21 protein-coding genes are annotated in these 22,197 nt (G+C 68.0%); 16 read left to right on the forward strand and 5 right to left on the reverse strand.

The features are described from left to right. Nucleotides 1-187: 187 nt before the first annotated feature. From ACFX59_RS11075 to pheS, 3 genes are read right to left on the reverse strand one after another with little or no spacing between them, the layout of a single operon-like run. On the reverse strand, nt 188-1,069 hold the full coding sequence (locus ACFX59_RS11075) for an aldose 1-epimerase family protein (protein WP_387432307.1): 882 nt from the start codon (nt 1,067-1,069) through the stop codon (nt 188-190). Continuing rightward, on the reverse strand, nt 1,062-3,425 hold the full coding sequence (gene pheT / locus ACFX59_RS11080) for a phenylalanine--tRNA ligase subunit beta (RefSeq protein ID WP_387432309.1): 2,364 nt from the start codon (nt 3,423-3,425) through the stop codon (nt 1,062-1,064). The genes ACFX59_RS11075 and pheT overlap by 8 nt, the downstream gene beginning before the upstream one ends. Then, nucleotides 3,422-4,498 carry a phenylalanine--tRNA ligase subunit alpha gene (gene pheS, locus ACFX59_RS11085; protein ID WP_387432311.1) on the reverse strand — a complete coding sequence of 359 codons (1,077 nt, stop codon included), beginning with the start codon at nt 4,496-4,498 and terminating at the stop codon, nt 3,422-3,424. Before pheS ends, pheT begins: the two co-directional genes overlap by 4 nt. 277 nt (nt 4,499-4,775) lie before the next feature. Between pheS and ACFX59_RS11090 the strand changes: the two genes are divergently transcribed. Further along, the gene (locus ACFX59_RS11090) at nt 4,776-5,948 is read left to right on the forward strand and encodes a GGDEF domain-containing protein (protein ID WP_387432313.1); all 1,173 of its coding nucleotides are present in this window, start codon (nt 4,776-4,778) and stop codon (nt 5,946-5,948) included. A 21-nt stretch (nt 5,949-5,969) separates the two neighbouring features. Here the strand turns inward: ACFX59_RS11090 and ACFX59_RS11095 are convergent, their stop codons facing one another. After that, the gene (locus ACFX59_RS11095) at nt 5,970-7,181 is read right to left on the reverse strand and encodes an LL-diaminopimelate aminotransferase (RefSeq protein WP_307101582.1); all 1,212 of its coding nucleotides are present in this window, start codon (nt 7,179-7,181) and stop codon (nt 5,970-5,972) included. 120 nt (nt 7,182-7,301) lie between these two features. Here ACFX59_RS11095 and ACFX59_RS11100 point away from each other — a divergent pair, with 120 nt between their 5' ends. The 9 genes from ACFX59_RS11100 (at nt 7,302) to ACFX59_RS11140 (ending at nt 14,628) form a co-directional block, all read left to right on the forward strand. Further along, complete coding sequence (locus ACFX59_RS11100; protein ID WP_387432315.1) at nt 7,302-9,017, forward strand: PHA/PHB synthase family protein; 1,716 nt, start codon at nt 7,302-7,304, stop codon at nt 9,015-9,017. Nucleotides 9,018-9,098: 81 nt separating this feature from the next. Continuing rightward, nucleotides 9,099-9,914, forward strand: coding sequence for a phasin family protein (locus tag ACFX59_RS11105; protein WP_387432317.1), 816 nt, complete (start codon nt 9,099-9,101; stop codon nt 9,912-9,914). 279 nt (nt 9,915-10,193) lie between these two features. Beyond that, the gene (locus ACFX59_RS11110) at nt 10,194-10,541 is read left to right on the forward strand and encodes a hypothetical protein (RefSeq protein WP_307101588.1); all 348 of its coding nucleotides are present in this window, start codon (nt 10,194-10,196) and stop codon (nt 10,539-10,541) included. A gap of 14 nt (nt 10,542-10,555) precedes the next feature. Beyond that, a complete protein-coding gene (gene ribD, locus ACFX59_RS11115; protein ID WP_387432396.1) occupies nt 10,556-11,497 on the forward strand; it encodes a bifunctional diaminohydroxyphosphoribosylaminopyrimidine deaminase/5-amino-6-(5-phosphoribosylamino)uracil reductase RibD in 942 nt (313 codons plus the stop codon). Between the two features lies 1 nt (nt 11,498). After that, the gene (locus tag ACFX59_RS11120; RefSeq protein ID WP_387432318.1) at nt 11,499-12,101 is read left to right on the forward strand and encodes a riboflavin synthase; all 603 of its coding nucleotides are present in this window, start codon (nt 11,499-11,501) and stop codon (nt 12,099-12,101) included. Next, on the forward strand, nt 12,091-13,242 hold the full coding sequence (ribB, locus tag ACFX59_RS11125) for a 3,4-dihydroxy-2-butanone-4-phosphate synthase (protein WP_309691063.1): 1,152 nt from the start codon (nt 12,091-12,093) through the stop codon (nt 13,240-13,242). The genes ACFX59_RS11120 and ribB overlap by 11 nt, the downstream gene beginning before the upstream one ends. Then, nucleotides 13,242-13,661 carry a 6,7-dimethyl-8-ribityllumazine synthase gene (gene ribH, locus ACFX59_RS11130; RefSeq protein ID WP_387432321.1) on the forward strand — a complete coding sequence of 140 codons (420 nt, stop codon included), beginning with the start codon at nt 13,242-13,244 and terminating at the stop codon, nt 13,659-13,661. Before ribB ends, ribH begins: the two co-directional genes overlap by 1 nt. Then, nucleotides 13,658-14,206: a GNAT family N-acetyltransferase gene (locus ACFX59_RS11135; RefSeq protein ID WP_387432322.1), complete on the forward strand. Its 549-nt coding sequence runs from the start codon at nt 13,658-13,660 to the stop codon at nt 14,204-14,206. The genes ribH and ACFX59_RS11135 overlap by 4 nt, the downstream gene beginning before the upstream one ends. Further along, nucleotides 14,203-14,628, forward strand: coding sequence for a hypothetical protein (locus ACFX59_RS11140; RefSeq protein ID WP_387432324.1), 426 nt, complete (start codon nt 14,203-14,205; stop codon nt 14,626-14,628). Before ACFX59_RS11135 ends, ACFX59_RS11140 begins: the two co-directional genes overlap by 4 nt. Before the next feature lie 157 nt (nt 14,629-14,785). On the opposite strand, the gene ACFX59_RS11145 is transcribed toward ACFX59_RS11140, so the two are convergent. Beyond that, entirely contained in the window at nt 14,786-15,880 is a 1,095-nt protein-coding gene (locus ACFX59_RS11145; RefSeq protein WP_387432325.1) for an alkene reductase, read from the reverse strand. Nucleotides 15,881-15,945: 65 nt separating this feature from the next. Here ACFX59_RS11145 and ACFX59_RS11150 point away from each other — a divergent pair, with 65 nt between their 5' ends. The 6 genes from ACFX59_RS11150 (at nt 15,946) to ACFX59_RS11175 (ending at nt 22,173) form a co-directional block, all read left to right on the forward strand. Further along, nucleotides 15,946-16,926, forward strand: a complete 981-nt coding sequence (locus ACFX59_RS11150; protein ID WP_387432326.1) for a DMT family transporter — start codon at nt 15,946-15,948, stop codon at nt 16,924-16,926. Further along, the gene (locus ACFX59_RS11155; RefSeq protein WP_387432327.1) at nt 16,923-17,597 is read left to right on the forward strand and encodes a COQ9 family protein; all 675 of its coding nucleotides are present in this window, start codon (nt 16,923-16,925) and stop codon (nt 17,595-17,597) included. Before ACFX59_RS11150 ends, ACFX59_RS11155 begins: the two co-directional genes overlap by 4 nt. Nucleotides 17,598-17,806: 209 nt before the next feature. Then, nucleotides 17,807-18,058 (forward strand): ferrous iron transport protein A, encoded by a 252-nt coding sequence (locus ACFX59_RS11160; RefSeq protein ID WP_373424655.1) that lies wholly within the window; start codon nt 17,807-17,809, stop codon nt 18,056-18,058. A gap of 22 nt (nt 18,059-18,080) precedes the next feature. Continuing rightward, a complete protein-coding gene (locus ACFX59_RS11165) occupies nt 18,081-19,940 on the forward strand; it encodes a ferrous iron transporter B (RefSeq protein ID WP_387432329.1) in 1,860 nt (619 codons plus the stop codon). Between the two features lie 21 nt (nt 19,941-19,961). Then, nucleotides 19,962-20,558, forward strand: a complete 597-nt coding sequence (gene ssb / locus ACFX59_RS11170) for a single-stranded DNA-binding protein (RefSeq protein WP_387432330.1) — start codon at nt 19,962-19,964, stop codon at nt 20,556-20,558. A 91-nt stretch (nt 20,559-20,649) separates the two neighbouring features. Continuing rightward, nucleotides 20,650-22,173 carry a sensor histidine kinase gene (locus ACFX59_RS11175; RefSeq protein ID WP_387432332.1) on the forward strand — a complete coding sequence of 508 codons (1,524 nt, stop codon included), beginning with the start codon at nt 20,650-20,652 and terminating at the stop codon, nt 22,171-22,173. Nucleotides 22,174-22,197: the final 24 nt, after the last annotated feature.

Below are 22,197 nucleotides of genomic sequence, written 5' to 3' on the forward strand. Positions count from 1 at the left end.
GGCACAAGACAGGCCCCGGATTTTGGGGGCCTTTGATTCCGAAGATCATATATGCACCCCACCCCGGCGGAGGCCGGGGTCCAGTTGCTGCGACCTTTACGGTGGAGACCTATGCGCGCGCCACGAGCCTACTGGCAACTGGACCCCGGCCTCCGCCGGGGTGGGGGCCAAGCGGTTGAGCGAGCCCTTACCCCGCCAACGTCACCGTCATCTGCATGACCTTCTCGCCACCCACGGGCACGACGAAGACGCCGGGCTTGTCGACGAACTCGCCATCGAATCCTTCCGGGTCGGCAATGCCGTGCCAGGGCTCGACGCAGACATAGGCGGCGCCCGGCTTGGTCCAGATGCCGAGCTTGTCGGTGTCGGGGAAGGCGATGCGCAGCTGCGGCGCGCCGTCCGCGCCATAGGTCACCGAATCGCTCTCGACCGGGTCCCAGACCAGCGCATCGTTGGCGAACAGGTCATCGGCCAGATGCAGCACGCGCCCGTCGAGCGGGCTGTCGCGGAGCGGCTTGGCGATCAGGCCGTCGGGTGCGATTTCCCGCAGCCGGGCGGGCTCTTCCTTCTCGAAGACGATCCGGTGCTCGGCACGTGCCTGGCCATAGGGCAGCGGCCAGGCAAAGGCGGGGTGGAAGCCAAAGCTGGCGGGCATCGCCACCTCGCCCCGGTTGAGGACGCGGACCTCCATCACCAGCGTCGCCCCCTCCAGCCGGAACTCCGCCTCCAGCCGGAAGGCGAAGGGATAGGAGGCGCGGGTTTCCTCGCTGTCGCCCAGCGAGAAGACCGCGCGGGTCGGCTCGTGCGTCACCAGTTCGAACATCGAGTGGCGGGCGAAACCGTGCTTGGCCATCGGGTAGTGCCGCCCGTTCAGGCGGATGCCGTCGCGGGTCACGCCGATCACCGGGAACAGCAGCGGCGCGCGGCCGGTCCAGAAGGCCGGGTCCGCATTGGTCATCAGCTCGCGGCCCGCTGCGTCCTTCAGCGAGGACAGCTCCGCGCCGAACGGATTGATCGCCGCCGACAGATGGTCGTTGCCGATACGGATCCAGTTTTCCTCATTAGCCACGGAGTTGCGCTCCCTGCTTGGCGGCCGCCGCGACGATCTTGTCGGCGATGGCCTTCAGTTCCTCGTCGGTGAAGCTCTTCTGCGAGGGTTGCAGAAGCACCTCGACCGCGACCGACTTGTGCCCCTCGGGCACGCCAGCCCCCGCGAACACGTCGAAGACGCGCGCGGCGGTGATCGCCGCCTTGTCCGCGCCGCGCACCGCGCGGATCAGTTGGTCGGCCGGAAGGTCGGCGGGCACCAGGAAGGCGAAGTCTCGCTTCACAGACTGCAACGCCGGGGGAGTGTAGGCCGGGCGCATGAAGCCAGTGGCCCGCTTGGGCGGAATGGCGTCGAGATACAGCTCCACCGCCGCCACCGCGCCGTCGAGGTCGAACGCCTTGAGCACCGAGGGGTGGACCATGCCGAACGCCGCCAGCACCGTCTTCGGCCCCAGCCGCAGCGTGCCCGACTGGCCGGGATGCCAGGCCTCGCCCGCTTCGCCCATCACCTGGAGATTGTCGACCGGCGCCCCTGCCTGCGCCAGCAGCGCGATCGCCTCGGCCTTGGCGTCGTAGGCGTCAAAGCCCTGCGCCTTGCCCGAGCGCCAGTTGCGGGGCGCCTTGTCGCCCGCCAGCACGACGCCGAGCGTCGGCCGCTCGGCCTCTTCCAGATAGCGGCGGCCGATCTCGAACAGCCGCACGCTGGTCGCGCCGCGCTTGATATTACGCTCGGTCGCGGCGAGCAGGCCGGGGAGGAGCGAGGGCCGCATGACCTTCAGATCCTCGCTGATCGGGTTGGCGAGCGTGAAGGCGCCGCCGCCGAAGGGCGCGGCCTGCGCCTCGCTGATGAAGCTCCACGTCACCGCTTCGTCGAGCCCACGCGCGGCGGCGGCGCGGCGGGCGCGACGCTCCAGCTTCTGCTGCGGCGTGGCGGTGGGACGCGCGACGCCGGGGGCGCGGGGGAGTGCCACAGGGGGCACATGGTCGATCCCCTCGATGCGGATGACTTCCTCGACCAGATCGGCGGGGCCGTCCACATCGCGCCGCCAGCTGGGCGCCGTGACCTGCCAGTCGGCGGTGACGGTGAAGCCCAGCGACTCGAGGATCGCCTTTTGCCGGTCGGGCGCGATGGCAAGGCCGCCCAGCGTCTCGGCGAGATTGGGGTCATAGGCAATGGTCTTCGCCACGACCGGCGGCTGGCCCGCGCGGGTCACGCCGCTGGCCGTGCCGCCGCAATATTCCAGGACCAGGAAGGTCGCGATGGCGAGACCGTCGTCCAGGAAGGCCGGGTCCACCCCGCGCTCGAACCGGGTGCGCGCGTCGGAGGTCAGGCCAAGCTTCTGGCCCGTCCGTGCGATCGCCTCGGGCGCGAAGTACGCGCATTCGATGACGATGTCGGTGGTCGTCTCCGACACGCCCGAATGCGCGCCGCCCATGATGCCGCCGATGTCGTGGACACCCGTGTCGTCGGCGATGACGGTCATGCCTTCCGACAGGGTATAGGTCTTGCCGTTGAGCGCCTCGACCGTCTCGCCGTCACGCGCCTTGCGGGCGACCAGAGCGCCCGACAGCTTGGCCTTGTCATAGACGTGCAGCGGGCGACCGAGATCGACCGTCATATAGTTGGTGATGTCGACCAGCGCCGAGATCGGCTTCTGCCCGATCGCGGTCAGGCGCTGGCGCATCCATTCGGGGGCCTCGCCATTGGTCAGGCCCGACACGCCCTGCGCATAGAAGGCCGGGCAGCCTTCGACATCCTCGATCCGCACATCGGGACCAGCGCCTTCGCCCGCGACCGACGGCACCGTCGGCGCAATCAGCGTGCCGAGACCGGCGGCGGCGAGGTCTCGCGCGATGCCGTGCACGCCCATGCAATCCTGCCGGTTGGGCGTGACCGACACGTCGATGACCGGATCGTTGAGGCCCGCATAATCCGGGAAGGACGTGCCGATGGCTGCATCCTCGGGCAGTTCGATGATGCCGTCATGGCCCTCGCCGATCTGCAACTCGCGTGCCGAGCACATCATGCCGTTCGACTCGACGCCGCGGATCGCCGCGACCTTCAGCGTGACGTCGAGGCCGGGCACATAAGCCCCCGGCGCACCGAACACGCCGACCAGCCCTGCGCGCGCATTGGGCGCGCCGCACACGACCTGCATCGGGCCGTCACCGGCATCAACCGACAGCACCTGCAGCTTGTCCGCCTGCGGATGTCGCTCCGCCGACAGGATGCGCGCGACGCGGAAAGGCTCAAGCGCCTCGCCCGGATTGTGCACGCCCTCGACCTCCAGGCCGATACGGGTCAGCCCCTCGACGATGGCGTCGAGCGAGGCGTCGGTGTCCAGATGGCTCTTCAGCCAGCCCAGGGTGAACTTCATGCGCCGACTCCTCCCGACAGCGTGGGTACGTCGAGGCTCGCGAACCCGTAATGCTTCAACCAGCGGATATCGCCGTCGAAAAAGGCGCGCAGATCGTCCATGCCGTATTTCAGCATGGCGAGGCGATCGATGCCGCAGCCAAAGGCGAAGCCCTGCCACTCGTTCGGATCAAGCCCGCACGCCTCGATGACCTTGGGGTGGACCATGCCGCTGCCCAGCACTTCCATCCAGCCGCCACCGGACCCGCCGATGACGCGCTTGCCCTTCTCGATGGTGTAGCCGACATCGACCTCGGCCGAGGGTTCGGTGAAGGGGAAATAGCTGGGGCGCAGGCGCAGGACGATGTCGTCGCGCTCGAAGAACGCCTTGAGGAAGGTTTCCAGCGTCCATTTCAGATGGCCGAGCGTGATGCCCTTGTCGATCACCAGCCCCTCGACCTGGTGGAACATCGGCGTGTGCGTCGCATCCGAGTCGGAGCGATAGGTGCGGCCCGGCGCGATGATGCGGATCGGCGGCTTCTGGTCCAGCATGGTGCGGATCTGCACCGGCGAGGTATGGGTGCGCAGCACGCGGCGGACCGTCCGCTCGTCGCCGCCCGGCTCGACACCCGCCAGATAGAAGGTGTCGTGCATCGCGCGCGCCGGATGCGTCTCCGGAATGTTGAGCGCGGTGAAATTGTGCCAGTCGGTCTCGACCTCCGGACCCGTCGCGACCGCGAAGCCCAGATCGGCGAAGATCTCCGCCAGTTCGTCCATCACCTGGCTGACCGGGTGGACGGTGCCGAAGCCGCTTCCCTCGACCGGCAGGGTCATGTCCAGCCGTTCCGAGGCGAGGCGCGCGTCGAGCGCCGCCTGTTCCAGCGCCGCCTTGCGGGTGCCGAGCGCCTCGGTCACGGCCTCGCGCAGGCCATGGATCTTCGGCCCTTCGACCTGGCGTTCCTCGGGGCTCATCTTGCCCAGCGTCTTCAACAGCTGGGTGATGCGACCCTGCTTGCCCAGCGCGTCGACGCGGATCGCCTCCAGCGCGTCGAGCGCGGGCGCATCGGCGATAGCGGCGAGCAGGGGCTCACGCATTTGTTCGAGTTCGTTGCTCACTCTTCACTCCGTCGGCCCCATCGGCCGCGCTGACGGGGCATCATCCGCCCCTTTGCGATATCGCGCCCGCCGTAGCGGCTGGGGGCGGCCGGGATCAATCCTTCGTGACGAATCGCGTGCGATCGGATCGTCCACGGCCCAAAAAATCCGATTCGGCCCCAATGGACCGAGAAGCGAAATGATTTTCTAAGCTCTGTCGTGCTAGGCCCCGGTCGCAACGGCCCGACATGTCGATCGCGCCAGCCATGAGATGGGAATGCTCGCGCTCGATATCGCCAGTCTGCAGGTCGTGGGGGCGTTCAGCAATCTGCTGTCCGGGGCGATCCATCTGATTCCCGGCGTGACCGGGTCCGAACGCCGGAAATGGGCGCTGTACTGGGGCAGCGGCAAGCTGCTGATCGGGGCGTCCAACGTGCTGATCCTGGCGATCGGCAACGGCAATACCGCGTTCTTCGAGCGGCTTCTCAACATCATGATGATGATCGGCCTGTGCCTGAGCCTGCACAGCGTCGCGGTGTTCGGCGAACGCGCCGTACCCCGCCTGCTGGTCGCGATACTCGCCGCGCTGATGCTGGCGGCGATCGCGCTGACGATCGGCGATGCCCAGGAATTCCGCTGGACCTTCGTCACGCTCGGGCTGACGCGCGGCCTGAGCTATCTGGGGATCATGGCGCTGGCGATCGGCATCGCGCGGCGCGAGCGGTTGCGGACCGGATGGATCATGGCCACCCTGTTCGCCGCGGTCGCGCCGGTCTTCCTGCTGCGTGCGGGCACGTTGATGGTCACGCTGATCGTGCCGTCCTGGTCGATCGAGGGCCAGTTGGTCGAGGAATGGATGATCGGCGTCGGGCTGATCCTGCTGACGCTTACCCATTTCTCGCTGCTGCTGATGGAATCGGAACGGACGCAGGCCCTGTTGCGTGAGCAGGCCAGCCGCGACAGCCTGACCGGCGCGCGCAACCGGTTCGCATTGGGGCGGATCGAGGCGGGGTTGCAGGGCCCCTGCGCGCTGGCGCTGATCGACATCGATCATTTCAAGGCGCTCAACGACGGCCAGGGGCATGCCACGGGCGACGCGGTGCTGCGGCTGCTCGCCGATCTGGCGCAGCGCGAACTGGGCGAGCGGGGCATGGTGATCCGGCTCGGCGGGGACGAGTTCGCCTGTATCCTGCCGGGGGCTTCGCAGGCGGCGGCGCAATCCGTCGCCGCGCGGCTGTCGGCCCGGTTCGACCGGGCGGTGGCGGCGACGGTCGACGGGCCGCTCTACCCCTCGCTCAGCATCGGGGTGGTCGCAGGCATGGTCGACCGCGACCTGGACCGGCTGATGGCCGAAGCGGACCGCGCGATGTACGCCGTCAAGCGCGCCCGCCATCCTGCCCACCATTCCGGCCGCCAGCCCGAAGGCCGGCGGATGGCGGCGGCGGGCTGATCGACCCGTCGCCGCCAGGCATCACACCGCCTTGGCCGAACCCGGCGTGTTGACGCCCATGGATTGCAGATAGCGCTTGATGTTGCGCGCCGCCTGGCGAAGCCGCTGCTCGTTCTCGACCATGGCGATGCGCACGAAGCCCTCGCCATTCTCGCCATAACCGACGCCCGGTGCGACCGCGACCTTGGCCTCGGTCAGCAGCTGCTTGGAAAATTCCAGGCTGCCCAGATGCGCGAGTGCCGGGGGCAGCGGGGCCCAGGCGAACATCGAGGCGCGGGGAGAAGGAATGTCCCACCCCGCACGGCCGAAGCTCTCGACCATCACGTCGCGGCGCTTGTGATAGAGCTGGCGGTTCTTCTCGACGATGTCCTGCGGCCCGTTTAGCGCGGCACACGCCGCCGCCTGGATCGGCGTGAAGGCGCCGTAGTCGAGATAGGACTTCACCCGCGTCATCGCCGCGATCAGCTTGCGGTTGCCGACCGCGAAACCGATTCGCCAGCCCGCCATCGAATAGGTCTTGGACAGCGAGGTGAACTCGACCGCCACGTCCTTGCCGCCCTTGACCTGCAGGATCGACGGCGTCGGATTCCCGTCATAGTAAAGCTCCGAATAGGCCAGGTCGCTCAGCACCCACAGCTCGTGCTTCTTCGCGAACGCCACGAGGCGCTCGTAAAAGGCCAGGTCGACCGTCTCGGCGGTCGGGTTGGACGGGTAGTTGACCACCAGCACCGAGGGACGCGGCACGGTAAAGTGCATCGCGCGCTCGAGGCTCTCGAAATAGGCTTCGTCGGGCGTGGTCGGCACCGCGCGGATCGTCGCGCCCGCGATGATGAAGCCGAAGGTGTGGATCGGATAGGAGGGGTTGGGCGCCAGGATCACGTCGCCCGGCGCGGTGATCGCGGTCGCCAGCGACGCGAGGCCCTCCTTCGAGCCCATGGTCACGACCACCTCGGTCTCGGGGTCGAGATCGACGCCGAATCGACGGCCATAATAATTCGCCTGGGCACGGCGCAGGCCCGGAATCCCCTTGGACTGGGAATAGCCGTGCGCGTCGGGCTTCTTGGCGACCTCGACCAGCTTGTCGAGGACATGGTCGGGCGGCGGCAGGTCGGGATTGCCCATGCCCAGGTCGATAATGTCCTCACCGCCCGCGCGCGCCGCGGCCCGCATCGCGTTGACTTCGGCGATGACATAGGGCGGCAGGCGCTTGATGCGGTAGAACTCTTCGGACATGGGTCCCTCTGTGTAACGATTTGGGACCCGGACCTTAGCGTCTTTCGTTTCCCGACGCGACCCGACATGATGGCGCAATATCCTGACGCCAATAGGGCGCATGACGAACAAGAGGATGCGATGACGGCCCGCCCCGCGACAGCCCCTACCCTGCCCACATTGGAAGAGTTGCAACACTGGACCTGGGTGATGGGCCGCGCGCAGCAGATGATGATGGAGGCCGCGCTGTCACCGCCGCCGCAGGGGGTGCCGGTGGTGCCCGGCTTCAACGACCCCGCGACGATCGACCGGGTGCGCGACTTCTGGTCCGATTCGATGAAGCTGTGGCAGCGATTCGTCGACCCCGCCGCCGAGCCGAGTACCGCCCCCAGGCCCGACCGCCGGTTCAAGGCCGAGCAGTGGCAGTCGCCGCTCTTCGACTGGATCCGGCAAAGCTATCAGGTCATCTCCGACCATATGCTGCGCGGCGTCGATGCGATCGAGGGCGTCGAGCCGAAGCAGAAGGAGCAGATCCGCTTCGCCGCGCAAGGGTTCATCGACGCGATGAGCCCGACCAACTTTCCGGCGACCAATCCGGAGGTGCTGGACAAGATCGTCGAGACGCGCGGCGAGAATCTGCTGAAGGGCCTGCAGAACATGCTCGCCGATCTGGGGCGCGGCCAGCTGACCCATAGCGACGCGCGTGCGTTCGAGGTCGGGCGCAACCTCGCCGCGACGCCGGGCAAGGTGGTGAAGCGGACCGACCTGTACGAACTGATCCACTATACCCCGACCACCGACCGGGTGGCGGCGGTGCCGATCCTGATCTTCCCCCCCTGGATCAACCGCTTCTACATCCTCGACCTCGCGCCCGAGAAAAGCCTGATCAAATGGCTGGTCGACCAGGGTTTCAGCGTCTTCATGGTGTCGTGGAAATCGGCCGACGCGACGATGAAGGACGTGATCTGGGACGATTACGTCACCGCGCAGGTCGAGGCGGTCGACACGGTGCGCGACCTGCTGTCGGTCGAGTCGGTCCACACGGTCGGCTATTGCGTGGCGGGCACGACGCTGGCCGCGACGCTCGCCTGGCTCGCCGCGCAGGGGCAGGCGGAGAAGGTCGCCAGCGCCACCTTCTTCACCGCGCAGGTCGATTTCTCGAAGGCGGGCGAGCTGCTCCACTTCGTCGATGACGAGCAGCTGAAGCTGATCGGCACGCTGTCGCCCGAGGGGTATCTGGACGGGCGCTATCTGGCGATGACGTTCAACCTGCTGCGCGGGCGCGACCTGATCTGGAACTACGTCACCAACAATTATCTGCTGGGGCGCGATTATGTGCCGTTCGACCTGCTCCACTGGAATGGCGACGTCACCAACCTGCCCGCCAAATGGCATCTCAGCTATCTGACCGACCTGTACCGCGACAATCTGCTGGTGAAGCCCGGCGCGATGGCGGTGGCGGGGGTGCCGCTCGACCTGAGCCGGGTCACGACCCCCGCTTATGTCCAGGCGGGGCGCGAGGACCATATCGCTCCGCCCGAAAGCGTGTGGAAGATCACCGACGCCTTTACCGGCCCCTTGCGCTTCGTGCTCGCCGGGTCGGGGCATATCGCGGGCGTGGTCAACCCGCCGGCGGCGGGCAAATATCAATATTGGACCAACGACCAGCCCGCCGCGACGCTCGCCGACTTCATGGCGGGGGCCCGCGAGACGAAGGGCAGCTGGTGGCCGGATTGGGCCGGATGGCTGCGCGAGCGCGACTCGGCGACGATCGATGCCACCGGCGCGCGCATACCCGGCCAAGGCCCCCTGCCCGCGCTGGACGACGCACCGGGACGCTACGTCCGACAGCGCTAAAATCGATTGCTGCACTGCACAAAGGCTGTTGATAACTTCGGCCGAAGCCATTATTGTGCAGCGCAGCAAATCGGGAGAGTGGTGTTGGATAAGAGCAAGCCGACCGTTCCCGCCGCCAAGGCGGCGGCAAAGCCGCGTCGCACGGCCAAGCCGGTCGCGGCCAAGACACTGCCCGGCCTTCCCTCCGACATCGCCGTCGACGCCCCCGCCGCCAAGCCGGTGGCCGCCGCCCCCAAGGTCGCGGTTCGGGCGCCCAAGGCTCCGACGGTCGCCCAAGCGCCCAAGCCCGTTCCAGTGACGCCCGAGCCGGCGCCCGCGGCGGTCGCACCCGAGGCTCCGGCCGAAGCGCCCGCGCCCGCCCCGGCGGAGCCCGCGCCCGACGCCGCGCCGACCGCTTCTGTTTCTTCCCCGACCGCCGCGGTTTCGGCGGACTCAAAGCCCAAGGAAATCATCATGGACGCCACGAGCACCATCGAAAACGCGACTGCCAAGACCCAGGCGATGTTCGGCGACGCCCAGGCCCGCACCCAGGCCACCGTGGAGAAGAGCGCCAAGCTGTTCGAGGACATGGTCGCCTTCAACAAGGGCAATCTGGAAGCGGTCGTCGAATCGTCGAAGATCGCCGCCAAGGGCGCCGAGACGCTGGGCCAGGGCGCGGCCGACTATGCCAAGCGCGCGTTCGAGACCGCGACCCAGACGCTGCAGACGCTGTCGTCGGTCAAGTCGCCGACCGAGTTCATGAAGCTCCAGTCGGACTTCGCCCGCTCGTCCTTCGACTCGCTGGTCGCCGAGACCTCGCGCTCGACCGAGCACATGATCAAGCTGGCCGGCGAGATCGCCCAGCCGCTGAGCAACCGCTTCGCGGTCGCCGCCGAGAAGATGAAGACCGTCGCGTAAACGCTGCGGTTTCCTTTGCGGAATGGAAGGGGGCGGTCGCTGCGGTGGCCGCCCTTTTTCGTGCTGTTCGAGGCGGCATGGCCCGGGCCTTCCCTCCCCCACCCCCCTCCCGCCTGCGGGAGGGGAGCGGCAAGATCAGACGGTGCGGCCAATCCGCGAACGCCGTCCTTGGCACGCCCCTCCCGCAGGCGGGAGGGGATGGGGGAGGGCCAAGGGGTCTCACCGAGACCAACCCGTCCCCACTGGCGTCCCAGGCCTGCAACGCCTATCTTGCCCCGCATGTCGTTCTTCGGCCGCTTCTCGCCCGTCCGCGCCATTCGCGACCTGCGCCTGTTCCTGTCGCAACGGCATCCCTATGAACTCGTCTTCCTGATGATCGCGGTCGGTATCACCGGCTTCTTCATCTATGCCTTTGCGCGCGACGATTATGTGCCGGTGCCGTACAAGCCCGACATCATTTATGTCGAACAATGGCCCGCCGACCGCACCGATGTGCAGATCAAGGCGCAGCAGAAGATCGACTATGTGAAGAAGAAACAGCGGATCGCCGAGGAAAAGGCCGCCAGGGATCAGCGCCAGGCCGAGTTCAAGAAGGTCGACGACGCGCTGAACAAGTGGGGCATCTGACCGATCATCGCTGGATGGGGGCGGCGCTGGCACTGGCGGATCGCGGTGTCGGACGGACCGCGCCCAATCCCAATGTCGGCTGCGTGCTGGTTCGCGACGGGCAGGTCGTCGGGCGCGGCTGGACCCAGCCGGGCGGCCGCCCTCATGCCGAGGCGATGGCGCTGGCACAGGCGGGCGAGGCCGCACGGGGCGCGACGGCCTATGTCACGCTGGAGCCCTGCGCGCATGTCTCGACCCGTGGTCCCGCCTGCACCGACCTGCTGATCGCCGCCGGAGTCGCGCGGATCGTGGCGGCGATGGGCGATCCCGATCCGCGCACCGACGGCATCGGCTTTGCCCGCGCCCGCGCCGCCGGGATCGCCGTCACGACGGGCGTGCGCGAGGCGGAGGCGCGGGGCATGATCGCGGGCTTCCTGACCCGCCGCGCGAAACGCCGCCCCTTCGTCACGCTCAAGCTCGCCACCTCGCTCGACGGCCGGATCGCCCGCCCCGATGGCGAGAGCCGCTGGATTACCGGGCCGCAGGCGCGTGCGCATACCCATTTGGAGCGCAGCCGCCACGAGGCGATCCTGGTCGGGCGCGGCACGCTGGAGGCCGATTCGCCCCGGCTCGACGTCCGCCTGCCCGGCCTGGAGTCGCGCAGCCCGCGCCGCATCCTGTTGTCGCGCACGCCCGCGCCGGGCTGGGAGACCATCCCCTCGCCCCATGGCATCGCCGATCTGGCGGGTGTCGACCGGCTGATGGTCGAGGGGGGCGCGCAGACCGCATCCGCTTTCCTCGCCGCCGATCTGGTCGACCGGCTGCTCCTGTACCGCGCACCGATCCTGATCGGCGAGGGCCGCGCGGCGATCGGCGCGATCGGGCTGGCCCGGCTGGCCGATGCGCATGGCCGCTGGCGCATGGCCGACTCGCGGATGCTTGGCAGCGACCGGTTGGAGGTCTACGAGCGCGACTGATATGTTTACCGGGATCGTCACCGACATCGGCTCCGTCACCGCCGTCGAGGCGCGCGGCGACACGCGAGTCGTCATCGCCACCGCCTATGATACGGGCACCATCGACCTGGGTGCGTCGATCGCCTGTTCGGGCGTCTGCCTGACCGTGGTCGAGAAGGGCCCCGACTGGTTCGCGGTCGACGTCTCGGCCGAGACGATCGGGCGCACCGCCGACCAGTGGACGCGCGGCCGGCGGCTGAACCTGGAACGCGCGATGAAGCTGGGCGACGAGCTGGGCGGCCATATCGTCACCGGCCATGTCGACGGCGTCGGCACGGTGGTATCGGTGGCGGAGGAAGGCGGATCGCACCGCGTCTTCGTGACCGTTCCGTCCGACCTCGCCCCCTTCATGGCGACCAAGGGATCGGTGACGGTCGACGGCGTATCGCTGACCGTCAACAGCGTCGAGGACGGCTCCGACGGCACGGTCATCGGCCTGAACATCATCCCGCACACCGCCGCCGTCACCACCCTGGGCGGCATCGCCGAGGGCCAGCGCGTCAATATCGAGATCGACGTGCTCGCCCGTTACCTGCAGCGCATGGAGCATTATCGTGGCCGCTGATCCCGACGCCTTGGCCGGTCTGCGGCGTGGGTTCCTCTCCAGCCCCGAAGAGATCATCGACGAGGCGCGCAACGGCCGGATGTTCATCCTGGTCGATGACGAGGACCGCGAGAATGAAGGTGACCTGGTCATCCCCGCGCAGATGGCGACGCCCGAGAAGGTCAACTTCATGGCGCGGCACGGGCGCGGGCTGATCTGCCTGGCGATGACGCGCGAGCGGGTCGACACGCTCGGCCTGCCGCTGATGAGCCCGAAGAACGGGACGCGGCACGAAACCGCCTTCACCATCTCGATCGAGGCGAAGGAAGGCGTCACCACCGGCATCTCCGCCGCCGACCGTGCGCGGACCATCGCGGTGGCGATCGACGCCAGCCAAGGCCCCGAGTCGCTGGTGACGCCGGGCCATGTCTTCCCGCTGGTCGCGCGCGACGGCGGCGTGCTGGTGCGCGCCGGGCATACCGAGGCGGCGGTCGATGTCGCGCGCCTCGCCGGGCTGAACCCCTCGGGCGTGATCTGCGAGATCATGAACGAGGACGGGACGATGGCGCGGATGGACGACCTCGTCTCCTTCGCGCAGCTCCATAACCTGAAGATCGGCACGATCCGCGACCTGATCGCCTATCGCCGCCGCTACGACCATCTGGTCGAATTGCAGTCGGAAGCGACCTTCGAGAGCGAATGGGGCGGCACCTGGACCGCGCGCGCCTATCGCAACAAGGCGACGGGCACCGAGCAGGTGGCGCTGGTCAAGGGCAAGCTCGACACCGCCCAACCCGTGCTGGTGCGGATGCACGCGCTGTCCCCCTTTGCCGATGTGTTCGGCGAAGCCGGATCGCGCGGCGCCTTGCTCGCCAAGTCGATGCGGATGATCGCCGAGGAAGGCTCGGGCGTGATCGTCGTCATCAACCGCCCGCGCACCGACGCCTTCACCACCGCCGTCCGGCTGAAGGCGGGCGAGGAGGTGCAGATCGACATGGAGGAACTGCGCGATTACGGCGTCGGCGCGATGATCCTGGCCGAAATGGGCGTGCAGGACATGGTGCTGCTGACCAACACCCATCACACGCTGATCGGGCTCGACGGCTATGGCCTGTCGATCGTCGGCGAACGTCGCATCGCAAATTTTGAGGGAGACGCCTGATGGCGCATGTGTTGATCGTCGAGGCGCGCTTCTACGAGCATCTGAACGACCTGCTCCTGTCGGGGACGCGCGCCGCGATCGAGGAGGCGGGCCATAGCCATGAGACGATCACCGTCCCCGGCGCGCTGGAGATTCCCGGCGCGGTGGCGATGGCGGCGGACACGGGCCGCTACGACGCCTTCGTCGCGATCGGCGTGGTGATCCGCGGCGAGACCTATCATTTCGAGATCGTGTCGAACGAGAGCGCGCGCGGCCTGATGGCGCTGACCATGGACGGGCTGCCCATCGGCAACGGCATCATCACCACCGAGAACGAGGCGCAGGCGCTGACCCGCGCCAGGCCGACCGAGAAGAACAAGGGCGGCGAGGCGGCCAAGGCGGCGCTCGCCATGCTGGCGCTGAAGGGCCGGTTCGGGTGACGTCGCCCGTCCTCCAGACCGAGCGGCTGACCCTGCGGCTCCCCTCGGCGGAGGATTTCGAGGCCTGGGCGGCCTTTCATGCCGAGGCGGACACGATGCGCTTCCTGGGCGGCGTGCAGGCGCGCGGCGCGGCGTGGCGAAGCCTGTGCACCATGGTCGGCGCGTGGAGCGTGCGCGGCTTCGCGATGTTCTCGGTGATCGAGCGCGACACTGGCCGCTGGGTCGGGCGGATCGGGCCATGGCAGCCCGAGGGCTGGCCGGGGCGCGAAGTGGCCTGGGGCGTGGCGCGGGAATTCGCCGGGCGCGGCTATGCCCATGAGGCGGCGGTCGCGGCGATCGACTATGCGGTCGACGTGCTGGGCTGGGACCATGTGATCCACACCATCGACCCGGAGAATAGGGGCTCGATCAGGCTGGCGCAGCGACTGGGCGCGGTGAATGAGGGACCGGTCCGCCTGCCCGCACCGCTGGAGAGTTTCCGGGTGGACGCCTGGGGCCAGAGCGCCGACCAGTGGCGCGCCCGGCGGGGTACAGCCACCGCATGACCGACATGCCGCCCACCCGCTTTCGCGTCGTCGAGCGGGGCCGGCGGCTGGAGGTGATCGACACGCAAGGCGGCAAGCCGCCGCCGGTGCGCAGAACCGGAACGCCACGTCCGGCCACCATAGCAGGGAAACCGCGCTTCCGGCTGCCGCAGAAGTTGCGCTTCGATGGCGGGGGAAGCTGGGCGACCGATAGCTTCTATGACGCCAAGGGACCGCGCACGCTGACCCTGGATTCGGGTGCCATGCAGAAGCTGCGCTATGCCGGGGCCGGGTTGGTGGCGCTGGTGGTCATCTGGGTGGTGCTGGCATTCGCCATCCCCATCGTCTGGGGAGCACCGCTGCTGCTGTTCAATCCCAAGACCCGCGAGACGGTGCGCGATCAGGTGACCGCCTTTCTCGACGGGCTGGATTCGACCGAATAACCCCCACCTCCGTTCGCGCTGAGCGAAGTCGAAGCGTACGCTTTGGGCTCGCGGCTTCGGACTCCCTTGGCCTTCGACTTCGCTCAGGCTGAGCGGAGCAGGGAGTATAGGTCAGGTGAGATGCTGCGGGGGCGGGAAAAACCCCGCCCCCCATCACTCACGCCGCGCGGGCCTGCTCGTCGAGCGTGGGGTAATCGATATACCCCTCCGGCCCCTGACTGTACCAGGTCTTCATGTCGCTCTCGTTCAGCGGCGCATCGGTGCGCAGCCTCTCGGGCAGGTCGGGATTGGCCAGGAAGGTGCGGCCGAACGCGATCCCGTCCGCCACGCCCGAATCGAGCGCGGCTTGCGCCTTTTCCCGGCTGTCGAAGTCGCTGTTGAGGATCAGCGGACCGGTAAAGACCTCGCGGATCTTCGGCGACAGCTTAGGCACGTCGGTGCTGCCATAGGTGCCGTCCGGGCCGATCTCACGCAGTTCGAGAAAGGCGATGCCGAGGTCCGATAGCATCTTCGCGGCGGGCACGAAGACTGAGGCCGGATCGCTGTCGTCCACGCCCTGGCTGTCGCCATTGGGCGACAGGCGGACGCCGACGCGCTCCTTGCCAGCAACCGCGATCACCCGCTCGGTGATCTCGCGGAGCAGGCGGATGCGGTTCTCCGGACTGCCGCCATATTCGTCCTCGCGATGGTTCGCACCGTCGCGCAGGAATTCGTCGATCAGATAGCCGTTGGCGGCATGGATCTGCACCCCGTCGAATCCGGCGGCCAGCGCGTTGCGGGTCGCATGTTCATAATCCTCGAGCAGACGCGGGATCTCGGACAGTTCGAGCGGCCGGGCGGTCTCGAAATCCTGCTTGCCCTCGAAGGTATGCGCCTGCCCCTCGGTCCGGGTCGCGGAGGACGAGACCGGCTGCATCCCCGTCACCGAGCTGTGCACCTGGCGGCCCATATGCCAGAGCTGCGCGACGATCCGGCCGCCCGCCTTGTGCACCGCCTCGGTCACCGGCTTCCAGGCCGCGACCTGCTCGTCGGTCCACAGGCCCGGCGCATAGGGCCAGCCCAGGCCTTCGCGGCTGATACCGGTCGCTTCGGAGATAATCAGGCCCGCGCTCGCGCGCTGGGCGTAATATTGCGCCATGATCGGCGTCGGCACCGCCTGGCGGGTGGCACGGGCGCGGGTGAGCGGTGCCATCAAGATACGGTTGGGGGCGTGGATCGCCCCGAGATCGATGGGATCGAACAGCGTTGGCATCAAAATGCAATCCTTCTGCGGCCTTTCCGGCCTGACGCAACGCAGATAGGGCGTTAAGGGAGCCCATGCCCGTGTCCGCCCCCGCAAGAAAAAGTGAACAGACTGAAAGCGATCGTCTGTCGGACCGGTCCGGAACCAATGCGCCCGCGCCGCTGGCCTTCGCCGCCGTCATCCTGGCCAATGTCGCGCTCGCCTTCGGCCCGCTGCTGGTGCGGATGGCCGATACCGGGCCGGTCGCCTCCGCCTTCTGGCGCATCACCCTGGCCGCGCCGGTGCTGGCGCTGGTCGCGCTGATCGGCCCTTCCCGCCCCCGTATGCCGGGCAAGGCGCAGGCGGGGCTTTGGGGGCTGCTGCTGATCGGCGGCATCGCCTTTGCGGGCGATCTGGGCGCCTGGCATATCGGCATCCGCCAGACGACGATGGCCAACGCCACGCTGTTCGGCAATTCGGCGACCTTCATCTTCCCGCTCTACGGCTTTCTGGTCGCGCGCGCCTGGCCGTCGCGGAGCCAGGGGATCGCGCTGATCCTGGCGGCGGCGGGGGCGGGATTGCTGATGGGGCGCAGCTATCAGGTCGACCCGCGCCATCTGGTCGGCGATCTGCTGTGCGTGCTCGCGGGGGTGCTCTATGCGGTCTATTTCATCCTGATGTCGCGGGTGCGGGTCGCGATGCCGCCGATGCCCGCGCTCGCCTGGTCGACCATGGCCAGCATCGTGCCGCTGTTCGTCTTCGCGGTCCTGCTGGGCGAGCGGGTATGGCCCGATCATTGGAGCCCGCTGATCCTGCTGGCGCTGGGGAGCCAGATCATCGGCCAGGGGTTGATGATCTATGCGCTGGGGCTGCTGAGCCCGCTGGTCGTCGGCCTGGCGCTGCTGGTCCAGCCGATGGTGGCGACGGCGATCGGCTGGATCGTCTATGGCGAGACGCTGGCGCTGCCCGATCTGGCGGGTGTGGCGATGGTGGCGGCCGCTCTGGTATTGGTGCGGCGTGGATCGGCCAGGGCGGTGGCCCGGCCGGACGATAGGAACGACGGGAAACGCATATGACCGAGGCTGCCATGACCGATGTTCAGGACCTGACTCTCGACGAGGTGCGCGTCGCTCTGGCGGAGGGCATCGCGTCCAATGCCGCGTTCGACGGATGGGGCGACGAGGCGCGCGACATGGCGGCGGATGCGGCGGGTATCGACCGCGACATCGCGCGACTCGCCTTCAAGGACGGCGCGGTCGCGATGATCGACGCCTGGTTCGCCCGGATCGACCTGGCGATGGTCGAGGCCGTCCCCGCCGAACAGGCCGCCGCGATGAAGATCCGCCAGCGCATCACCGCGCTGGTCGAGGCGCGGCTGGCGGCGGTCGCCCCGAATCGCGAGGCGCTGCGCCGCGCGCTGACGATCCTCGCCATGCCGCAAAACGCCGCGAGCGGGGCGCGACTCGGCTGGCGGACGGTGGATGCCATCTGGGCGCAGGCGGGCGACACCGCCACCGACTATAACCACTATACCAAGCGCGCGACGCTGTTCGCGGTCTATGGATCGACCATCGCGGTGTTCCTGAACGACGATAGCGAGGGTCATGCCGACACCCGCGCCTTCCTGGCCCGCCGGATCGAGGGGATCATGCGGTTCGAGAAATGGAAGGCGGGCGTCGCCAAGCGGGGCGAGAATATGCCCAGCCTGTCGCGCTTTATCGGGCGGCTGCGCTATCCGGCGGTGTGATTTGGGTTTGGGGCTGACGGGTTCCCTTGGCCTTCGACTTCGCTCAGGCCGAACGGAGGTGGAGGGGTGCCAAGCTTCCAAACCTCCGTTCACACTGAGCGAAGTCGAAGTGCACGCCCCGACCCCCGCCTCAAGCCTGCCCCCCAACCAAACACCCATTTCATCAACGGGTAATTGATAATCAATCGCATGGCGGTTATGTATCGTCCATGGCGATGCTCAGCAGTCTCGAAACCCTTCCCCGGCGGCAACCGGCGACCGTGGCCGCGATCGACTGGACCCAGCTGGCGCTGCCCGAGGCGCGCCGCCTGCGCGAACTGGGCTTTGACGAAGGCGTGGGGGTCGAGGTGCTGCACCGCGCCTCGCTGGGTGGTGGTCCCATCGCCTGCCGGATCGGCCGGATGACGGTGGCGCTGCGTCGCCGGGTCGCCGCCTCGATCCGCGTCGCGACCGGCGCCTGAATTTTGAGGTTCGCCTGATCTGATGAACGCCGCACCGCTGGTCGCGCTCGTCGGCAATCCCAATGCCGGCAAAAGCGCCTTGTTCAACGCGCTCACCGGCGCGCGGCAAAAGGTCGGCAATTATCCCGGCGTCACCGTCGAGCGGCATTCGGGCCGCCTCGTCCTGGACGATGGCCGCCCGGTCGAACTGGTCGACCTGCCCGGCGCCTATAGCCTGGACCCCGGCAGCCTGGACGAACAGGTCACGCGCAACGTCGTGATGGGATCGCAGGCGGGCGAGCGGCGGCCCGATGCGCTGGTCGTGGTGGTCGATGCCGCCAATCTCGACAATCACCTGCGCTTCGCATTGCAGTTGATCGCGCTGGGCCTGCCGGTGGTGGTCGCGCTCAACATGGTCGATCTGGCCGAGCGCGATGGCCTGACGCTGGATGCCGACATACTGGCGCGCGAGCTGGGCGTGACGGTGATCCCGACCGTGGCGGTGCGCCGCCGTGGGCTCGATACGCTGAAGGCCGAGATCGACCGACTGGTAACGCAGGAACGCGCGCACGCCGTCGCCGCCCCCGACCGGATCGACGACATCGTCACCCTGCAACGCCGCGCGCGCCAGATCGCCGCGGCCGCGACCGTCGCGGAAACGCCGGTCCGCCGCTGGACGAACATACTCGACTCGGTCGCGCTGCATCCCATTATCGGACCGATCCTGCTGGTCGGCCTGCTCTTCATCATGTTCCAGGCGGTCTTCGCCTGGTCCGAGACGCCGGTCAGTTGGATCGAGCAGGGCTTCGTCTGGCTGGAGGCGCAGGTCGGCGCATTGCTGCCCGAGGGGTGGTTCCGCAGCCTCATCACCGACGGCCTGATCGCCGGTGTCGGCGCGGTCATCGTCTTCCTGCCGCTGATCCTGATCCTGTTCCTGTTCATCCTGGTGCTGGAGGCGAGCGGCTATATGGTCCGCGCCGCCTTCCTGATGGACCGGCTGATGGCGCAGGTGGGGCTGTCGGGCCGTGCCTTCATCCCGCTGCTGTCCTCCTTCGCCTGTGCGGTGCCGGGCATCATGGCGACGCGGACGATCGATGACGAGAAGGACCGGCTGACCACCATCCTGATCGCGCCGCTGATGACCTGCTCGGCGCGTCTGCCGGTCTATACCATCATTATCGGCGCGTTCATCCCGGACCGGCAGGTGCTGCCCTTTGTCGGGCTACAGGGGCTGGTGCTGCTGGGCCTGTATCTGATGGGCATCGTCGGCGCGTTCGTCGCCGCGCTGCTGCTGCGCCGCACGGTCACCAAGGGCGCCTCCTCGGGCTTCATGATGGAGATGCCCAAATATCAGTGGCCGCATATCCGCGACGTGCTGCTGGGGCTGTGGAGCCGTGCGCTGATCTTCCTGAAGCGGGCGGGCACCACCATCGCGCTGACCACCGTGATCCTGTGGGCGCTGCTCTCCTTCCCCAAGCCGCCCGAGGGGTCGGGCATCTCGCCGGTCGATTATTCGATCGCGGGCCGCATCGCCAACGGCATCGAGGTGGCGGTCCGCCCGATCGGCTTCAACCGCGACATCGCGCTGGCCCTCGTCCCCGCCATGGCGGCGCGCGAGGTGGCGGTGGCCGCCATCGGCACCGTCTATGCCATCGACGATACCGAGCATGAGGGCGGGCAGAAGGCGATGACCGAGAAGCTGAAGCGCAACTGGTCGCTGCCCACCGCGCTCGCCTTCCTGATGTGGTTCGTCTTCGCGCCCCAGTGTATCTCGACCATCGCGGTGACGCGACGCGAAACCAATGGCTGGAAGTGGCCCGCCTTCATGGTGGCGTACTTGTTCATCACCGCCTATGTGATGGCAGGCATCACATATTGGCTGGCCGTTTTCGTCGGCCTCTGAACCAAGCACGGGACTGAATACATGGCGGGCAGCGTCAACAAGGTGATTCTCGTCGGCAATCTGGGACGCGATCCCGAGAGCCGCTCCTTCCAGAATGGCGGCAAGGTGGTCGAACTGCGCATCGCCACGTCCGAATCGTGGAAGGACCGCAACAGCGGCGAGCGCAAGGAAAAGACCGAGTGGCACACGGTCAAGATCTTCAATGAAGGTCTCGCCAACGTCGCCGAGCGTTTCCTGCGCAAGGGTTCCAAGGTCTATATCGAAGGCGCGCTGACCACCCGTAAGTGGCAGGACCAGCAGGGGAACGACCGTTATTCGACCGAGGTGACGCTGCAGGGCTTCAACTCGGTGCTGACCATGCTCGACGGCCCCGGCGGCGGTCAGGGCGGCGGCGGCGGCCGGGGCGGCAGCGACTTCGGCGGTGGCGACGATTTCGGCGGCGGCGACTTCGGTGGCGGGTCGAGCGGCTTTGGCGGCGGTTCGTCGGGCGGCGGCTATGGCGGCGGTTCGCGCGGCGGCGGCTCGGGCAATCAGGGCGGCGGGAACGGCGGCAATCGTGGTGGGTTCGGACAGGGCGGCGGCTTTGCCGACGATCTGGATGACGACGTGCCGTTCTGATCGGTCGCGTCCATGAGCCACGGTGCGAGGGATGGACGAACAGGAGTTTAGGACCAGCGCGTTCACGGCCCAGGAGGATGGCGAGACCCGAATGCTCCATCCCCTGGCCTGTACGGAGACGCAGCGCACCGAAGTGATCGGGGCCTATGACCTTGCCGGCTATCGCGAAAGCGGCGGGCTGGACGATCTGGCCGCCTTCGCCGCCGAGCTGTGCGATACCCCCGTGGCGCTGGTCAGCCTGGTCGAAGCCGACCACCAGCAGTTTCTGGCGGCGGTCGGCTTCGACCAGCCGCAAACGGGCCGCGACACGTCCTTTTGCGCCCAGGCGATGATGGCCGCCGATCCGGTGACGGTGGTCCCCGACGCGCGCGAGGATGCGCGGTTCGCCGGTTTCTCGCTGGTCGTCGGCGCCCCCCATATCCGTTTCTATGCCGGTGCGCGGCTGCTGTCGCACGAAGGCGTGCCGCTGGGCGCGATCTGCGTCATCTCGCCCGAGCCGCGTCCGCAGGGCCTGACCGATTTCCAGCGGCGCGGGCTGGAAATCCTGGCGACCGCCGTGATGGGCCGGTTGCAGGATCGCCGGGCACAGCGCGAACATCTCCAGACGGTCGAGGAATCGGACGCACGCATCGCCGACAGCGAGCGGCGCTTCCGAACCCTGGCCGACACCATGCCGCAAATGGTGTGGTCGACGCTGCCCGACGGCTATCACGATTATTACAATGCCCGCTGGTACGACTTCACCGGCATGCCCGACGGATCGACCGATGGCGCGGCATGGAGCGGCGTGTTCCATCCCGAGGATCAGGACCGGGCGCGGGCGCGGTGGCAGCATAGCCTGGCCACCGGCGAGCCCTATCAGATCGAATATCGGCTCCGGCACCGGGACGGCATCTATCGCTGGGTGCTGGGTCGCGCATTGCCGATCCGCGACGCCCAGGGGCAGATCACCCGCTGGTTCGGCACCTGCACCGATATTCACGAACAGAAGCTGGCGCTCGAGGAACGCGAGATCGTCAGCCAGGAACTCAGCCACCGGATCAAGAACATCTTCGCGGTGATCTCCGGCCTGATCGGTTTCGCCGCGCGCAGCCATCCGGGCTTTGCGGGCATCGCCAGCGACCTGCGCGACCGGATCACGGCACTGGGCCGCGCGCACGACTTCGTCCGGCCGCACAGCGAACAGTCGCGCCCCCGGTCGCGGCAGGATTCGCTCCACGGCCTGCTGGACGATCTGTTCGAGCCCTATCGCGGCCGGAGCGAGACGCGCATCCGCGTGTCGGGCGACGATGTGCTGGTCGACGACCGGTCGGCAACGCCGCTGGCGCTGCTGTTCCACGAACTGGCGACCAACGCCGCCAAATATGGCGCGCTGTCGGTGATGGCGGGCATGGTCGACCTTCAGGTCCAGCGGCAGGGCGACATGGTGCAGCTCTGCTGGATCGAGCGCGACGGCCCGGTGCTGGAGGCCGCGCCGGTCCATGCGGGCTTCGGGTCGCAGTTGGTCGAGCTGTCGGCCGTGCGCCAGTTGGGTGGCGAGGTCGAACGCGACTGGAACCCGACCGGGCTGGTCGTCACGATCCGGGTGCCGCTGGCCTCCTTTCGCCGTCCGTAGGGGACGGGGCCGTGCCGTTTACGG

Origin of the sequence: Sphingomonas sp. NCPPB 2930 (genome assembly GCF_042867205.1) — a bacterium.
Classification (GTDB): Bacteria; Pseudomonadota; Alphaproteobacteria; order Sphingomonadales; family Sphingomonadaceae; genus Sphingomonas.

Coding starts and splice junctions, on each gene's coding strand:
- pheT (WP_387432309.1), bottom strand. CDS start 3,425: ATGAAGTTCACCCTGGGCTGGCTGAAGAGCCATCTGGACACCGACGCC.
- pheS (WP_387432311.1), bottom strand. CDS start 4,498: ATGCGTGAGCCCCTGCTCGCCGCTATCGCCGATGCGCCCGCGCTCGAC.
- ACFX59_RS11090 (WP_387432313.1), top strand. CDS start 4,776: ATGCTCGCGCTCGATATCGCCAGTCTGCAGGTCGTGGGGGCGTTCAGC.
- ACFX59_RS11095 (WP_307101582.1), bottom strand. CDS start 7,181: ATGTCCGAAGAGTTCTACCGCATCAAGCGCCTGCCGCCCTATGTCATC.
- ACFX59_RS11100 (WP_387432315.1), top strand. CDS start 7,302: ATGACGGCCCGCCCCGCGACAGCCCCTACCCTGCCCACATTGGAAGAG.
- ACFX59_RS11110 (WP_307101588.1), top strand. CDS start 10,194: ATGTCGTTCTTCGGCCGCTTCTCGCCCGTCCGCGCCATTCGCGACCTG.
- ribD (WP_387432396.1), top strand. CDS start 10,556: ATGGGGGCGGCGCTGGCACTGGCGGATCGCGGTGTCGGACGGACCGCG.
- ACFX59_RS11120 (WP_387432318.1), top strand. CDS start 11,499: ATGTTTACCGGGATCGTCACCGACATCGGCTCCGTCACCGCCGTCGAG.
- ribH (WP_387432321.1), top strand. CDS start 13,242: ATGGCGCATGTGTTGATCGTCGAGGCGCGCTTCTACGAGCATCTGAAC.
- ACFX59_RS11140 (WP_387432324.1), top strand. CDS start 14,203: ATGACCGACATGCCGCCCACCCGCTTTCGCGTCGTCGAGCGGGGCCGG.
- ACFX59_RS11145 (WP_387432325.1), bottom strand. CDS start 15,880: ATGCCAACGCTGTTCGATCCCATCGATCTCGGGGCGATCCACGCCCCC.
- ACFX59_RS11150 (WP_387432326.1), top strand. CDS start 15,946: ATGCCCGTGTCCGCCCCCGCAAGAAAAAGTGAACAGACTGAAAGCGAT.
- ACFX59_RS11155 (WP_387432327.1), top strand. CDS start 16,923: ATGACCGAGGCTGCCATGACCGATGTTCAGGACCTGACTCTCGACGAG.
- ACFX59_RS11160 (WP_373424655.1), top strand. CDS start 17,807: ATGGCGATGCTCAGCAGTCTCGAAACCCTTCCCCGGCGGCAACCGGCG.
- ACFX59_RS11165 (WP_387432329.1), top strand. CDS start 18,081: ATGAACGCCGCACCGCTGGTCGCGCTCGTCGGCAATCCCAATGCCGGC.
- ssb (WP_387432330.1), top strand. CDS start 19,962: ATGGCGGGCAGCGTCAACAAGGTGATTCTCGTCGGCAATCTGGGACGC.
- ACFX59_RS11175 (WP_387432332.1), top strand. CDS start 20,650: ATGCTCCATCCCCTGGCCTGTACGGAGACGCAGCGCACCGAAGTGATC.